The organism is Psychromonas sp. MB-3u-54, assembly GCF_002836415.1.
GTDB lineage: Bacteria > Pseudomonadota > Gammaproteobacteria > Enterobacterales > Psychromonadaceae > Psychromonas.
The window spans coordinates 1-16,039 of the sequence record NZ_PJBP01000094.1 but is presented as its reverse complement, the minus strand read 5'-3'; the positions used below and the strand labels follow the sequence as shown (position 1 = coordinate 16,039).

The window sequence follows — 16,039 nt, the reverse complement described above, 5'->3', positions numbered from 1 at the left end:
TGCTAACTGGTTAGCACAACTTTATTTTTTAATTTTTTTATTGATTCTTGAAACAGTGCTTTTGATTGTGTTGTATTGGGCTGTTTTGCGTTCATCGTTTTGATACCACACTAGCTCATCATCATTATATTCTTCGATAATTGAATCAGATTCTTTATTATCACATTCATTCTTGAGTCGATTGAAAATATCCTTAGCTTTCATGTTAGGGTTTTTTTTTAATAGTTCCTCAATGTATTGGTTTAATGGGCTTGTTGTTCCTCGTTTCTTTTTCGCTATTTGGCTGTTTTGTATTGATTTATGGTCAATAGTTTGTGGCCATAAAGCGATTACTTTGAGCAGTGTGCTTTCTAAGTATTCTTCTTTTGAGTGATTGTTTTCTAAAGCAAAAAAACAAAGCCTTATAATTTCAGTGTGCTTGCTTATATGAACTTTTTCATTTGAGAACTTGTTTCCAATATAGAATAGTATTTCTTCAGCAGATGGTAATAGTGGTTTTGTATTGTCGTTATTTAGCTCCTTGATAATATTATCTCGAGCTAGCCACCAATCTTTTTGCTTTAACCAACTTTCAATTTCTGCCACATATTCTTTTAAACATGCTGAATTGTTTGATTGTTTATTTAGGCACTGAATTAACCTGTTAAGGTGAATTGTTGAGGCTTTATATAACAGCTCTCTATTCGATGCTAGCTCCATGTACTTAATTGATAGTATTTCTTGAGGCTCGTCTTGTAATTTTTTTAGCAGGTTTTCATTCATAAATTAACTACCTTTAACGATTTAAAACTGTTACTAATATCCATTTTCCCCGTTGCTGATTCCTCTATATGGTTTGACCACCAGCACATTAAAACTCGTCTGCGCTCGATATATTCAGCGCGGTTATAGGCTCTGCGCACCTCATTTTTATCTATGTGTGCCAATGCCGCTTCAATCACATCAGGATCAAAGCCCTGTTCATTTAATGTGGTGCTGGCGAGGGCGCGTAAACCGTGTGACACCAGTTCACCAGCAAAGCCCATACGTTTCAGTGCCATGTTTGCGCTTTGGCTGTTTGCGTGGTTTTTAGGGTTTCTGAAGCTAGGGAACAGGTATTCTAAGTGCCCACTCATGGAATGAATCACGTTAAGTAAAGCCAGTGTCTGCGGTGTTAGCGGTATGGTGTGCGGTTTTTTCATCTTCATGCGTTCGGCTGGAATAACCCATACTTTTTTATCTAGGTCTATATCTTGCCATCTGGCGGTTGCTGACTCGATAGGGCGCGTCATTGTGTGTAATTGCCATTCTACTAAACAGCGTGTTGTTCTGGTGATACTAGCATTACATAGAGTGTTCATTAACTCGGGTAATCGTTTTGGTTCAATAGTTGCCATGTGACTCCTCTTTGGGGAGGGGAATAGTTTAGTAATATCAGCAAGATAATTTATTTCAATAATCCCCGACGCAACAGCGAGGCGCATTATTTCATTGATAAAACGGCATAAACGTTTAGCGGTTTCCAAAGAACCTTTATTAACAACAGGCTGAATAATATCAATCACCATCTTAGGTTTAATTAATTGGATGGGTACTTTTTGAAGAGATGGTAAAATATGGCGATTAAGTGCTTGATAGGCTTCGTCTGCGGTTTTGGGTGTCACTTGCTGCTTTTTTAATTCAATCCATTTTTCAGCTAATACCCCAAAGGTATTTTCTAAGGCTTCTTTTTTCTGGTGGTTTAATTCTTCTTTGTGGGTTTTGGGATCTATATCTTTAGAAATTAATGCTCTAGCTTCTGCGCGTTTTTTTCTTGCTTCGGCCAGTGTTACTTCTGGATATTGACCAAAGCTGATATTTGCGCGTTTTTTGCTGAAAGGGCGGTAGTAGTTAAATAGCCATAACTTAGAGCCGTTAGGTTTTACCCTAAGCATCAGCCCGTCACCATCGGCAAGGCTATATTCTTTTTCTTTTGCTTTGGCTTGTTTAACTTCAGTATTGGTTAATGGGTTGGTAATTCTGGCCATAGTAACACCACTTTTAGTTACATTGAGTTTGGGTAACTAACAATGTAGCTAAAATTTCTGGATATTACAAATCGCTACTGGACGTAGTTGAACGCTAACCACGCGTTTCATTAGGGTTTTATTAGGCTGGTGGGCTTTGCTGGACTTTCTTGAAGTAGAAAGTGGTGTCCCCTGCGAGATTTGAACTCACGTCTAAGACTTAGGAGGTCCTTGTTCTATCCAGCTGAACTAAGGGGACTAAATACTTACTTCATACCTATCTGCTTACGGAAAATTGCTTAAAGGTACAATCAATTATCTCGGATCAGATTTCTTCTTTATTCACCGCTCACCTTGTAATTATCAGGCTGTAGTAGAAAGGCAGTAAACTAATTGAATTATATAGAATAATTAGGATAAAAAAAATCCCTAATAACAAATCATTGTAGTAAAGTCGGTTATTAGTGAAGATTGTTAACGGAAAACCGTCATTATTAAATGTTATTGGTCTCTCCCATTGAAATAAAAACAGACATTTCCTTCGACAGCTCAAAATTCAGTCATCTGCTTAAAAACCAAAAGTAATAAAGGAGTGTTTATGTTTTTAGAGTCGCTTATATTCTCTTTCTCGGTGACCGGGCCAATCTGCCTGTTACTTTTTCTGGGTTGGTTTCTCCGGAGAATAGATTTTATTAATGAACAATTCATTTTGATCGGATCAAAATTGGTTTTTACGGTCACTTTACCAACCCTTCTCTTTCTTAATATTATGAAATCGGATCGTGATGCTGATATTAATTTCTCCTTGATTTCTTATTCACTATTGGCGAATATTTTATTTTTTCTACTGGCGGTTATTTTAACTAAACTGTTAGCCCGCAATAGGGATGATCATGGGGCTATTATTCAGGGCGCTTTCCGATCCAATCTGGCTATTATCGGTTTAGCCTATGTTGATAATATTTATGGTGATTCAGGTCTTGCGTTGGCCGCTGTTTATGTCGCATTTCATGTTGTTCTATTTAATGTTTTATCGGTGTTAATACTGATGCCTAAACAAGAAAAAATGAGCTTTAAGATGTGTTTAGGGTTGTTTAAATCAATTTTCAAAAACCCATTAATTATTGGCATTTTGTTGGGTGTTTTATTCTTTTTCTTCGCCATACCGGTGCCCGATGTGATGCTTGATGCAGGACAATATTTTGCCGGTATGAGCCTGCCAATGGCATTATTATGTACAGGTGGTAGCCTGCATTTAAAGACCTTAAATTCCGATGGTTTTATTATCGGCTTTGCAACTATTCTAAAAATCATTGTTGCTCCCGTATTAATCACCGGGGGGGCTTATTTTTTTGGTTTTAGAGGGTTCGCGTTAGGGCTGACCTTTTTGATGACGGCCGCCCCGACTGCTGCTGCAAGTTATGTCATGGCCAGGGCGATGGGCGCTAATGCGGCCTTAGCTGCAAATTTAATAGCCTCTACGACAGTTGGCTCGCTGATTACTTATAGTATTGGTCTTTCACTGCTTTATAGTTTTAATTTAATGTAGGGGAATGGGTAGCGGGTAATGGGTAATGAGTGGCGAGTAACGAGTAACGAGTAATGAGTAGTGAGTAACGAGTAATGAGTAACGAGTAATGAGTCGCGAGTAATGGGTCGCTAGTAATGAGTCGTGAGTAACGAGTAGCTAGTAATGAGTAGCTAGTAATGAGTAGCGAGTCATGAATAGCGAGTCATGAATAGCGGGGAGCAGAGAGCGGGAAACAGAGTGCAGACAGCAGATAGCAGACAGCTAGTAGCGGTAATGAGTTATTTTATCCCTATAAAAAAAGCAAGCAGTTTAGCTGCTTGCTATTTTTTAGTGCCACTATTTTGAAAGCCTTCCGGCGTTTTTTAAAGGGTTACAAACTCATGGCTGCAATCCAGCCAAATACCATTAAGGGGAAGTTATAGTGAATAAATGTCGGCACAACGGTATCCCAAATATGATCATGTTTACCATCGGCGTTTAGACCCGCTGTCGGCCCTAAGGTCGAGTCCGATGCCGGTGAACCTGCGTCGCCTAAGGCCGCGGCGGTACCGACTAATGCGATGATTGCCATTGGTGAAAATCCAAAGGAGAGAGCAAGGGGGACGTAAATAGTTGCAATGATTGGAATAGTCGAAAAAGAAGAGCCTATTCCCATGGTCACTAACAAACCGACCACCAGCATTAATGCTGCTGCCAGCGGTTTATTTTGGCCAATATTTGCAGATAACATCTCAACCAGAGTGTCTACGCTACCGGTGGCTTTCATTACGGCTGTAAAACCTGCGGCGGCAATCATAATAAAACCTATCATGGCCATCATATGCACACCTTTAGTGAAGACATCTTGAGTTTCTTTCCAGGCTATAACGCCACCAAAGGTAAATACAACAAATCCAGCCAATGCGCCGACGATCATCGAGCCTGACAATAACTGGGTGCTTAATGTTGCTAAAATGGCAATCAAAGCAACCACTATATGGCGTTTATTTAAGGGGGTTTTTGCTGGTTTTTCATTTTCTGCGGGTGTAAATTGCGACTCTCCCTGAGGATAATCCCGCGGCTTACGGTAGCTAATAAAGACTGCAATCAGTAAACCTGTCAGCATTCCTAGAGCGGGTAAGATCATTGCGGTCGGGACCTGGCTGGCGGTTACCTGCAGGCCGTTATCATGTAAATTTTTTAATAAAATATTATTTAAAAATATACCGCCAAAACCGATCGGTAAAACCATATAGGGGGTGATTAAACCAAAGGTTAAGATGCAGGCAACTAAGCGTCTGTCTAAACGTAATTTTGTAAATACGCTGATCAGTGGTGGAATTAAAATGGGGATAAAGGCGATATGGACAGGAATAATATTCTGCGATGAAATAGTCATTAATAAAATGAGAGATAACACCACATATTTTATCACGTAGGTTAAATGATCCGGGTGCCTGCCATGCACTTTATTAATAACTGTTTGCGCTAATAAATCGGTAATACCTGATTTAGAAATTGCCACGGCAAATGCACCGAGCATGGCGTAACTTAATGCAATGGTTGCACCGCCACCTAATCCTCCTTCAAAAGCACTGACCGTATCAGCGACTGACATACCAGCACTTAACCCTCCGATTAATGCACTTAATGTTAATGCGACTACTACATTAATACGCATTAAAGACAAAGCCAGCATCACGCAGACTGAGAGTACAACGGGGTTGATCATAAATTATCCTAACTCATTAAATAAAATAAAGTCGGCATCTTACGCGAGTATTTTTTGATGGCAAATTTAATTAATGATATTAGGCGCTTTTTTGTAAGGGTTATTAGGGCCTGTTTATCTTTCGTGGTTAATTTTTGTTCGTGATAAAAGCGTTTTAATCGCGACGCGAGGTGTGCAGCTTAGTCATTCTAAGTAAATACCTTGCAACAAAGAGTAAAACGCTTTTAGCCGAACCCTTCGGGCAGCGTTTGTAGCTCCTTTCTACTGCGTTATCGCTTATTTATGTAGAATAACTACACGGCATAAGCTCTGCCTTGTATAAAGAATCTACAAACTGCTGCAAAAACAATCCCGAAAGATAAACAGGCCCGAATAAACTTCACTTAACTAATTGTAACCTAACGGGATCAATGATACTCAGCTCGCATGAGTGGGATATTTGATTACGCCCTGCATGTTTCGCTTTGTATAATAAATAATCACAGCTTTTATAGGCTTGTATAACGGTTGTATTATGCTCCGCTGTGATCACTTCTAATCCGCAAGATATGGTGAGAAAGTGCGATATTTTGCTGTTTGAATGCGGTATTTTTAGATCTTCAATCGCATTTCTAATGCCTTCAAGGGTAGTGAATGCTTCTTTTTCATTCTGCACTTTAAATAACAGGGCAAATTCGTCTCCTTCAAGTCTAAAAATAGCGTCACTTGAACGTTTTAATTTACTTTTTAACAGATTAGAAACGGTGATTAAGGCCTGATCACCCCTTTGATGTCCGTAGGTATCATTAAAAGATTTAAAATAATCAACATCAAGGATCGCAAAGGCTAATAAGTTTTTTTCCCGTCTCGTGTTATTAATTTCTTTGGTAAATAAATCATCAAAATGACTACGGTTGTAAAGTCCAGTTAATAGATCGGTTTTGTTGGCCTTTTCGAGTTCTTTTTGTGTTTCAATTAAGCTATTTAATATTTTACATATCAAATACTCAGAAAGATAAGAGATGGCAACACTTAACAGTGCCACTGAAGTAAAGCGAATATAGCTGATGATGTCCATAGATTGGCCAATCCAGCTATATAACATTGATAACACGACAAAGTAATAAACAATGGCCAGTAATAATCCTGTTTTATGTCCATATAGAATCATCGATACATAAATATAAATAAATGACCAGATTGGCAGGTAATGCCGGCCTTCATTGATATGAATAATATACAAAAGGCAAATGCCCATAATTGATAAGGTGATATGAGCGAGGGTGTTTTTTTTTCTTCTAAATAAAAGTAATAAAAGAGGGAAAAGCATGAATAACACGCCATCGCTATAAAATGGTGGCGCATCACCATTGTAAAAATAGAGTGCAGTATAAAAACATAACATAAAAAAAGCGAAGCAAAGAATCAAATTTGCAGTGACATTTTTTCTGTAATTAATACCGTCTTTCTGTATCCCAAACTGCACTTGGGTGGGTAACCATTTACGCATTCAATACTCCCTATGTCTGCTAAATATTTTCTCTAATACTATCTGCAATACAGAGAGTCGCTTATGATGATATCTTTGAATTAACAACTTATAATACTTCCTTCCAGAAAGCCTGTCGCTTTATAAACATTGCTATTAGGTGAATTTTTTTTATAACATCGTGAAATATTAGTAATTACAACGGTATTCTGCAACAGAACTACTTAGAATGAATTTTAACAGATAGTGGTATGATATATTTTTTATAAGTAAAAAAAAGAAAACCCGCGATTACGCCGTAAAGATGCGCATTAACTAATACTTCTGCTGCAATTAAATCAACCGTACTTTGCGATGCGCCAAACATTTGCTCATCAATGATTTTAATCATCAGACCAGCTCCCAGAAGATAACCCCAGGGATCTTTCTTCGCAATATCGGTGATCACTCCGTAGCTAAATAAACCGTGTAAAACACCCGATAAACCCACATACCAAATAACCTCCGTATCAAAGAAAAACAGGCATAAGCTGATAAATAAACTGCAGAAAATAATGATTGGGAGAATTTTAATAGTCTTAAACAGATCCACAAATAATGCCAAAGTAATAATTAATCCCGCGACATTCATGGCCAGGTGATTAAAATTAGTATGGCAAAACGTCGCACTAATCAGTCTCCAAATTTCTCCTTCTGCTATGCCATTATGGTAATATGCAAGTAGTTTACCTGCTTCCGGCTCAAACAAATAAAGTATAAGAGTCAGTAATATTATCAATGACGTTTCGATAATAAGAGAGCGCATCGGTTTCCTTTATGGCGAGGTTTTTATAAATGAGTACAAGAGCCGTTTGCAAACGCTGCTTAAAAGCCCAATCGGCATGTATTTGCTCAGCGATACAGTTAATTGATAATCAACACTTTGTGCACGTATTGCAAGATCCTGGTGAAGAAAAAAATGCGATAGGCACTGCACGAATTTTGGGACTGTCATTAAAACGATCAAAAATCAGTGTGGGGGTGTTGTTTGATGCCCGTTTATTTGATTGTCAGAATAGTTATTTAGTTTTCCCCGATGCCTCGGCAGTGCCCGCGGAGCAGCTTGTTAATATGAAAGAAATTAATGACAGCAGCGTTTTTATTTTACTCGATGGCAGTTGGAAAAAAGCTTACAAATTATTGATGAGCAATGTTTTTTTACAGAACTTGCCGAAAATATCCATTAATATAGATAAAAAAAGCGAGTATCGTATTCGTAAATCACCCCGTGCCGACGGTTTGTCGACGGTTGAAGCGGGTTATTATTTACTTTCCCAATTGGAAAAAGATAAACAAAAATTTATCCCCTTATTAACAAGTTTTAATAAGATGATCGACTATCAAATAGCATCCATGCCGGCGGCGATATATAAAAAGCACTATCTGGATAAAAAACCAAAATCTGAAGAAAGTCTTAAGTGACCTAGAAAGTTAAAAAATAATTTATAAGTTAAAGGAGTGCAATGTTAAAAATATCAAATAATGTCGAGATTGCCGACTGGGAAATAGACATGACTGCCATTCGTGCACAGGGAGCCGGCGGACAAAATGTGAACAAGGTCTCCAGCGCGATTCATTTACGCTTTGATATCAAAAAATCAACCTTACCCGATTTTTATAAAGAGAGATTATTAGCATTATCCGACAGCCGTATCACCAGCGATGGTGTGATAATCATCAAAGCGCAGAGCCACCGCACTCAAGAGAAAAATAGAGATGATGCACTGCAGCGTTTAAAGAACTTAATTGTCTCGGCGGCCGTGGTCCAAAAAGTACGTCGAGCCACGAGAGCGACAAAAGGCTCACAACGTAAACGCATGGATAAAAAAACACAACGGGGAAGGATTAAAAATCTGCGCAGTAAAAATAATGATGATTAATAATGAATCGGTTTGTACAGGCTAAAAACCTCTGTCAAATAGGGTTATACCCATGTTACTTCAAGATGCTTTGTCAGGCGCAAGCTCGAAGACCAGAGTAAGACGCAACATGAGGTAATGGTTATTCCCTTTGCGATTGGTGCAACGCAGCGCTGGTTTTCGAGCTCGTGCCCCGTAGGGCAAGGCAAATTGTACCAATCTGCGTTGTTATAAAATCTCTATGTAGAATAACTAACCTTCAATTTTATGCCTAGGGCGTGTTGATCTTTCGAGTATAATTTTTAAACAGCATGGTAACGCGTTATAATTTATTTCGCCAAAAACTAACTACAACACGAAACCATGCCTAGATTAATGTTAACCGATAAACGATGGGAAATGCTACTTCATTTAATGAAAAGCACAGGTCGTATTTATAATAAACCAGAGCACAGGAATACTTTTGAGGGAATTCTATATCGACTTAGAACGGGTATTCCCTGGCGAGATTTGCCCAAAGAGTTTGGCGGCTGGAGTAGTATCTTCAGGCGTTTTAACCTTTGGTCTAAGAAAGGTGTTTTATCCTACTTATTCAAAGAGTTAGCAAAAGATTCCGATTTTGATTGGGTGTTTATAGATGGTTCAATAATTCGTGCTCATCAACATAGTACAGGCGCAGCTACAACAGATAGCGAATGTATAGGTAAAAGTCGTGGCGGTAACTCTACAAAAATTCATCTTGCTGTAGATAGTAATGGTTTTCCTATTTATTTTGAACTATCGGAAGGTCAAAGAAACGATATAACACATGCTCAAAGTTTAGTAGAGCATACCCGTCAGGCTAAAATAGTGATTGCAGATAAAGGGTATGATAGTGATATATTTAGGGCATTTATTGAATCAGAAGGGATGGAGTCAGTTATCCCCAAACGGAAATATAACGGTGAAAAGCAAAAAGATGTTGATTGGTGCTTATATAAATATCGCCATTTAGTAGAAAATGCATTTGGGCGCATAAAACATTTTCGTTCTATATCAACTAGATATGACAAGTTGGCTAGAAATTATGCCAGCATGGTATCACTGGCATTTATGATGATGTGGTTACCGATGTATTGTTGAGTGTATTTTATACAGCAAAGATCAACACGCCCTAGCATCGCGGCACAATTTTCCTTGCTGACTTTGCATCTTGAAGTATCATGGGTATATGCTCAAACTGTTTCTACAAGCAGGGAGCTACTTAATCTCAAGTGGGGCAGGAAGCTCCCCTTGTTGCCATTATGCCACCGCGAGCTAGTCAGCAAATAGAGGGTAACTGAATACTACAAAAATAATACTTTTTTATGATAATGACCCGTCTACTCCGGTGATGACTGGTGTTTTTTCTATTGGCAATCTACAATATGCTTCAATTTCCCATTTCAATATTCTTAGCAGATCATGAATAATTTAAAAAATACGCGTATACGGCATACTAAAGGCCCTTTTGCGATGAGTGTTGTATACAGTTTCACCGGCGCAGCCATTTTAGCCTCGATAATATTCTCTCTATTATTATTTCTTTCTATTGACGAAAACCCCTGGATGAAAGTGTTATTTGGCGCATTGGCCGTAATTTTTGAATTAGGTAAATTTTTTGCGTGGTATGAATTTGGTGAACGTATCGCAAGGCGTCATTTGATTGCGGCCTTTTCGGCCTTTTCCTTTTATAGCGTCTTAGCTATTATCTCAATTGGTGGCAGTATAGGCGGCATTAATAGTGCGACTAATACAGCGCAACGTTATGTTGATCTACAGCAAAATAAAGTGGCTATTTTTAATCTGCAGATTGCGGCGCTCGAGAAGCAGATCGATTTAAACAATATTGCTGCCGAAAAATATATTGAACTCAACCGTATCGCAACGGGGGTTGTCAGGATTCAAAAAGAGAATGCTTTACTGCGCCAAGAACAGGTTGAACTGGCGGTGCAGAGGGACCATTTACCCGTTGCCAGTCAAGGCTCAGTATTCGGTCTGATTGGCAGTATTGCCGACGGACTTAAGATCAAAACCACGGATGCTCAACTGGGGCTAGTGGTATTTTTATCTGTCTTATTGGATCTTTTTGCGGCATTTTTTGTCGGCTTAATTGGCGAAGAGCAGAGGTTTAGACGCACTCTGGCGGGGATGCTGCCGCAAAGCCTCACGCAACCACCGGAAATTACCCAACACAGCCCTGCTGTAGATCATGAAATGGTTATCTCGCGCTCTGATATTTTATTTCAAAAAGCACTGGATGTATTACTGAAGGGCGATGTTCGCTGCACTAAAAAAGCGATTGCCGATAAGCTTGCTATCAGTGCTGAAGAAGTTGATCTGATCTTTTTTGGTTTATTAGAAAAAGGTCTGGTCACTCAAAAAGCAAATCGTCATTTCAATTGGCACGGTGAATCCGTCTGAAGACAAAGAGTGCTTGTCTGAATGGCACTGCATTAAGAGATAATTCCTGTTTTTAAGGGTTTTCAATGAGTGAATTGATTTTACAGACTTTGTAAATAGACCTATAAACATGCACTTAATGAGTTAAATTGAATTGTCGCAGAATGTAAAATCACACTGAACACCCCATTATCTATATATTTTAAGCTTAATGCCGTGCCATTCAGTGCTTGTCTGCACTTTTGTGAAAACTATAAAATATCGCTTCTTTACAAGATAGGAGTAAAAATTTAGCTCACTAAAGCCCGTTTTTAAAGTGGAGGATAAATAGAATCCGAGGGCTAAGTTTTATTAAATTCATCTTGAACACCGATATCAGCACCGATAATTCTGCCTTTTTTTTTGCTCCACTGCAGCGCTGAGTTGAGTAGTAACATGCTGACTTAAAACCTATCCACCCTGAAAGGCTCTGTATTGATTTCAGGGGTTGTACCTGTCATCAGTCCCACCACTAATTCAGCACTAATTGCTGCTTGAGTCAGCCCTAAATGCTGGTTACCAAATGCAAACAACAGTTGAGGATGGGTAGGGTGTTTATCTATCACTGGCAATGAATCAGGCAATGTAGGACGGTGTCCCATCCACTCACTAACCTCTAGTGCCGGATTGTTTAGCCGTGATAATAGCATACGGCTATGATAATGAAGCGAGCTAAAGCGACGTTTGAACGGTTGCAGTTTTAACCCGCCTAGCTCAGTTATACCAACCACTCGCAAGCCCGAGTCCAGAGGACTCATTACAATTCGACGCTCAGCCGAGCCGATCGGATGATTAAGCTGTATATGTTTGGCATTTATCGTTAGATGGTAGCCTCGCTCGGCTTCCAATGGCACTTGTAAGCCAACCCCTTTTAATAATTTTTTGCTCCATGCTCCAGTACAAACAATAATATGATCAAACTTGAATAAAGCGGCTGCAGTCCGAATTGATAAATCACCGTCTTCAACGTGTAAGGCATTCACCCCCTGCTGAATAAATTCTCCACCGCGATTCAGGAAGGCCGATAGCAGAAGCTTAGATAGCAGATAAGGCTCTCTCATCCTGCAAGCTTCAGGAAAAAACAAAGCATGACTGATATTTTCAGCCAACTCAGGTTCTTTTTCTAATAGGCTTTTGCCTTGTAATAGCTCTGTTTTAACGCCCCATTGTGCCATGTAAGCTGCATGTTTTTTGGCATCCTCCAGTTTATCCGCTGACTCCCATACCAGAAGATAACCAGATTTAACCAGTTGCTCGCTGGCATCTATATCTTCCAGGCAACGTTTCCACGCTGGAACGGCCGCTCGATTCAACTGAACCAGCGCCAAACGACTGATAGCAGCATCCGATGGATTTGCCGCCCAGATAAAGCGAGCTAACCAAGGCAGAATACGGTGCATATAACCGAGAGGCAGGAACAGAGGACCCTTTGGGTTAAGCCACATGGACAGTGCCGATCTAAGTGTTTTGCCGGTTGAAAGCGGATCAATCAATTCGGTTGCCAGATAACCGGCATTACCGAACGATGCACCCATACCAGGTTCGTCTCGGTCAAGCAAAGTAACCTGATAGCCTTTACGCTGCGCTTCAAGCGCAGTGCAAAGACCAACAACACCAGCCCCAACAATCGCAACAGTGGCAGATGTAGATCCCGTTGTTTTGTCTGTGCTGGTACCATTCATCAAATAACTCCTTGTGCTTCATTATGTGCTACCGCAGTCTCGTCGCTCTGCTGGTCTGATTTATCTTCAGCTTCTGCTCTCTTGGAAAACCATCCCATTTGCGCATAGAAAATACCAATCACTGGAGCTAACCAACATGCAAAAGCTAATGGTATATACAATAAATTACTGTAGTCACCTGGTGTTACCGCTAGACCTAGCGTCCCCATGACAAAAGCACCACCAGCATTCCATGGTATAAGAGGAGAAACGATCGTCCCTCCCTCTTCAATTGCTCGGGATAGGTTAAGACGACTGTAACCTAACTTATCATATTCTGGCCCATACATTCGACCTGGCAAAGCAAGAGACAAGTAAACATCACCAGAAACCGTATTAGTAGCAATCGAAGTTAAGATAGCGTTGGTCTGCAGACCTTTGAAATTCTTTGTTTTACGCATGATCGAACTGACAACTGACTCAAGACAGCCTGTATGCTCCAGAGCTCCACCAAATGACAGTGCAAACATCATCAAAGTGACGACCCATGTCATGGATGTTACGCCACCACGGTTCAGTAGAGCATCAAGATAAGTTGTTCCAGTCTCGATTTTGAAACCGCTATGCGCAAAAGTCAGCACTTCGTTGAAGTTATAGCCGTAGTTAGCCACCGCGAGTAAAGCACCCACAATAAAACCGGTAAATAGGGCTGGAATCGGCGACACTTTAAAGAAGGCCATGGCCATCACAATCAGCAAAGGGAGCAGTGGTAAAAAACCAATATCAAAATTCGCCTCCAGCCCTTGTTTAAATAAATCTATTTGCTCCAGCTGTATCGTATCTGTAGTGCTTTGCCCACCAACCAAAAAGTAAATAATCAACGCAATAATCATCGCCGGAATGGTTGTGGGCATCATATTGCGGATATGATCAAAAACATTGGTTTCGGTTACTGCTGCTGCCAGATTAGTGGTATCCGATAGCGGAGAAACCTTATCACCGAATAAGGCACCGGATACAACTGCACCAGCAGTCCAGTAGATTGGAATGCCAAAGGCAGTACCGATCCCAACCAGCGCCAGACCGACAGTGCCCACTGTTGTCCAGCTCGAGCCAATAGACAGTGAAACCACAGAGCACAGCAGCATGGTTGCCGCCAGAAACCACTCAGGTTGAATTAATTCAAGTCCGTAATAAATCAGTGTTGGTACTGTGCCGCTGGCAATCCAAGTGCTTACCAGCATTCCTACAACAATGAGGGTAGCAATTGAAGGCATTGCTACATGCAGTACATGAAAAGCGCCAGCCTCAATATCTTTCCAGCGAAAGCCCTGAAACCAACCTACGAGTGCTGTAATTGCAAAACCAATAGCAAGTGCAATATGAGGGGTAAAATCATCATAGTAAAAGATCTGCATGCCCAGTAATCCCATGGTGAGAATAATAGGGATTAATGCGACTCCCAGACTTGGGATGGCAATATTAGGTGATTGTTTTTGCTTCATAATAAAACTCCTAAAGATAGAATTAGTATTCTAGTTATTGTTAGGGATAAATGAAGGGGCTCCCTTATATTAAAAGCCCCAAAGGATAGGAAGCTTAATCCCTGTTTGTCCTTTGATAAGCTAGAATTGCTGCTGCGAGATCCTCTCTGGAATCACCCACAGATTTAAAAAGGGTCACCGCGTTGTCGGCGTCTATCAAATCGGATCTACCTTTATGTTTTCCGCTGCAAAGCTGAGTAAACTCAGCAATGATTTTTCCTTCAGTAATAGCTCCCTCGCGTATTGGGATGATCAGATCACCGGTTTCACTTAGTGCGCCGACTTGGGTATCAACAAACACTGAACAACGTTGCATGGCAATGTTGTCTGTTTCTCGCATGGTTGGGGTAAAGCTACCCACTAGGTCAAGATGCGCCCCTGGTTTTAGCCAGTCGCCCAAAATTAAAGGGCTGGTTGCCATAGTGGCGCAACTAATAATGTCTGCCAGCTGGGCAGCTGCTTGCAGCTCAGCTGGTTTACAAACTTCGGCATTTATACCATCGTTTTTGAGCTCTGTTACTAATGTCTGGGCTTTCGACTCATTGCGATCCCATACTTGGACTGTTTTGATTGGACGTACACTCATATGGGCAGGGATCAGGCGTCTAGCCATCCGTCCTGAGCCTACCATTAGCATAACACTGGCATCTTCACGGGATAAGAAGCTTGAAGCCAGCGCTGATGCAGCGGCGGTACGGCGGGCCGTAAGTTCATTTCCATCAAGCTGCATCAATGGCTGGCCTGTTTTGCCACAACTAAGCATGTAATGGCTACTAAGCCCTGGGATATTACGGGCATTGTTACCGGGAAATACATTAACCTGCTTTATTCCAAGATATTCCCCTTCTAGCCAGGCTGGCATTAATAGCAAGGTAGCACTCATCTCATTTGGCACATTGACGGTATGGTGATGGCGAACGGGTGAGCAGACATCACGGGTAAAGATGTCGTTTAGGGCAGCAGTTAGGGTATCCCAGGGCAGTGCATTCTGGACTTGAGTTGGATTGAGTTGCATAGTTGTAATCTCCTTGTTAATGTTTTGTTATAATAGCGAGCGTGAAAATTTTAATCGATGACTCAAACTATGAAGTTTTTGACCCAGACTATTGAAGTGACGGTAATCCATCATGTATACGGGATTATCATCAAAAATAATCTGGCACGTCGCGACTTGCTTGCCTGAAACAGCGCTGAACACGGCTATCATTTTGCCCAGATACGGATTGGCTTCTAAAGGCCGAAAAACCCAATTATCTGCTTAGTGTGGTCTTGTACCTCAATAATTGGCGGACGACATTGATGCTTACGGCTCAAGCATTGAATAAAAGGGTGATACTTATGCCTTATTCCTCTCGCAGAACCGTACGGACCTCGTATACGGGGTCTGCATACTTCACATAACCATCATTGATTGCACCACACTAATTTACCTCGTGTTGTGCGCTTTATGTGCATCGTTCGTTTCCAACATGATCGGTAAATTTTATTGCAATATTTGGCGTTCTAGCTCAAAGGAAACCGACCAAATTTACCCACAACTACTTTCCTTATACAACTGTTCTGTCGAAGCCCACTCTTTTTAGGATATCGGTCTGACGATTAAGGGGCAGTGCATCAGGGGGGGGGGGGGTAAATCCTAGATGGTACCGATTGCTTGGATTTCGTCGCCCTGATCATTTTCTTGTTGTTCGGGGTGTTTCATCAACGCCGATAAGCATTTTTTTTCAATTGGTGTTTAATCACACTAATTTGTGCGCATATTATTTTATCCCTTTTGTTTT

At 40.6% G+C, this 16,039-nt stretch carries 13 protein-coding genes and 1 tRNA gene; 5 read left to right on the top strand and 9 right to left on the bottom strand.

What is annotated here, in order from left to right:
• Positions 1 to 21 precede the first annotated feature (21 nt).
• The 3 genes from CXF72_RS03275 to CXF72_RS03265 all read right to left on the bottom strand — a co-directional run bounded on the left by CXF72_RS03275 (position 22) and on the right by CXF72_RS03265 (position 2,244).
• A complete protein-coding gene (locus CXF72_RS03275; protein ID WP_101036849.1) occupies positions 22 to 762 on the bottom strand; it encodes a hypothetical protein in 741 nt (246 codons plus the stop codon).
• Complete coding sequence (locus tag CXF72_RS03270) at positions 759 to 2,006, bottom strand: integrase domain-containing protein (RefSeq protein ID WP_101036848.1); 1,248 nt, start codon at positions 2,004 to 2,006, stop codon at positions 759 to 761. Before CXF72_RS03270 ends, CXF72_RS03275 begins: the two co-directional genes overlap by 4 nt.
• 162 nt (positions 2,007 to 2,168) lie before the next feature.
• Positions 2,169 to 2,244 (bottom strand) — tRNA-Arg (locus CXF72_RS03265).
• 339 nt (positions 2,245 to 2,583) lie between these two features.
• Here CXF72_RS03265 and CXF72_RS03260 point away from each other — a divergent pair.
• A complete protein-coding gene (locus CXF72_RS03260) occupies positions 2,584 to 3,534 on the top strand; it encodes an AEC family transporter (RefSeq protein ID WP_101036847.1) in 951 nt (316 codons plus the stop codon).
• 352 nt (positions 3,535 to 3,886) lie between these two features.
• Here CXF72_RS03260 and CXF72_RS03255 read toward each other — a convergent pair whose 3' ends face one another.
• The 3 genes from CXF72_RS03255 to rrtA form a co-directional block, all read right to left on the bottom strand.
• On the bottom strand, positions 3,887 to 5,224 hold the full coding sequence (locus CXF72_RS03255) for a Na+/H+ antiporter family protein (RefSeq protein WP_101036858.1): 1,338 nt from the start codon (positions 5,222 to 5,224) through the stop codon (positions 3,887 to 3,889).
• Between the two features lie 382 nt (positions 5,225 to 5,606).
• Complete coding sequence (locus tag CXF72_RS03245) at positions 5,607 to 6,716, bottom strand: GGDEF domain-containing protein (RefSeq protein ID WP_101036846.1); 1,110 nt, start codon at positions 6,714 to 6,716, stop codon at positions 5,607 to 5,609.
• Positions 6,717 to 6,915: 199 nt separating this feature from the next.
• Positions 6,916 to 7,500, bottom strand: a complete 585-nt coding sequence (rrtA, locus tag CXF72_RS03240; protein ID WP_101036845.1) for a rhombosortase — start codon at positions 7,498 to 7,500, stop codon at positions 6,916 to 6,918.
• A gap of 29 nt (positions 7,501 to 7,529) precedes the next feature.
• Between rrtA and CXF72_RS03235 the strand changes: the two genes are divergently transcribed.
• From CXF72_RS03235 to CXF72_RS03220, 4 genes are all read left to right on the top strand, one after another.
• Positions 7,530 to 8,156, top strand: coding sequence for a tRNA-uridine aminocarboxypropyltransferase (locus CXF72_RS03235; RefSeq protein WP_101036844.1), 627 nt, complete (start codon positions 7,530 to 7,532; stop codon positions 8,154 to 8,156).
• A 41-nt stretch (positions 8,157 to 8,197) separates the two neighbouring features.
• On the top strand, positions 8,198 to 8,614 hold the full coding sequence (gene arfB / locus CXF72_RS03230) for an alternative ribosome rescue aminoacyl-tRNA hydrolase ArfB (RefSeq protein WP_101036843.1): 417 nt from the start codon (positions 8,198 to 8,200) through the stop codon (positions 8,612 to 8,614).
• 342 nt (positions 8,615 to 8,956) lie between these two features.
• Positions 8,957 to 9,715, top strand: coding sequence for an IS5 family transposase (locus CXF72_RS03225; protein ID WP_101036842.1), 759 nt, complete (start codon positions 8,957 to 8,959; stop codon positions 9,713 to 9,715).
• A gap of 321 nt (positions 9,716 to 10,036) precedes the next feature.
• A complete protein-coding gene (locus tag CXF72_RS03220) occupies positions 10,037 to 11,035 on the top strand; it encodes a Preprotein translocase subunit SecY (protein ID WP_101036841.1) in 999 nt (332 codons plus the stop codon).
• 422 nt (positions 11,036 to 11,457) lie between these two features.
• Here the strand turns inward: CXF72_RS03220 and CXF72_RS03215 are convergent, their stop codons facing one another.
• The 3 genes from CXF72_RS03215 to CXF72_RS03205 form a co-directional block, all read right to left on the bottom strand.
• On the bottom strand, positions 11,458 to 12,735 hold the full coding sequence (locus tag CXF72_RS03215) for an NAD(P)/FAD-dependent oxidoreductase (protein WP_101036840.1): 1,278 nt from the start codon (positions 12,733 to 12,735) through the stop codon (positions 11,458 to 11,460).
• A complete protein-coding gene (gene nhaC, locus CXF72_RS03210) occupies positions 12,735 to 14,219 on the bottom strand; it encodes a Na+/H+ antiporter NhaC (RefSeq protein WP_101036839.1) in 1,485 nt (494 codons plus the stop codon). Before nhaC ends, CXF72_RS03215 begins: the two co-directional genes overlap by 1 nt.
• Positions 14,220 to 14,313: 94 nt before the next feature.
• Complete coding sequence (locus CXF72_RS03205) at positions 14,314 to 15,273, bottom strand: ornithine cyclodeaminase family protein (RefSeq protein WP_101036838.1); 960 nt, start codon at positions 15,271 to 15,273, stop codon at positions 14,314 to 14,316.
• Positions 15,274 to 16,039: the final 766 nt, after the last annotated feature.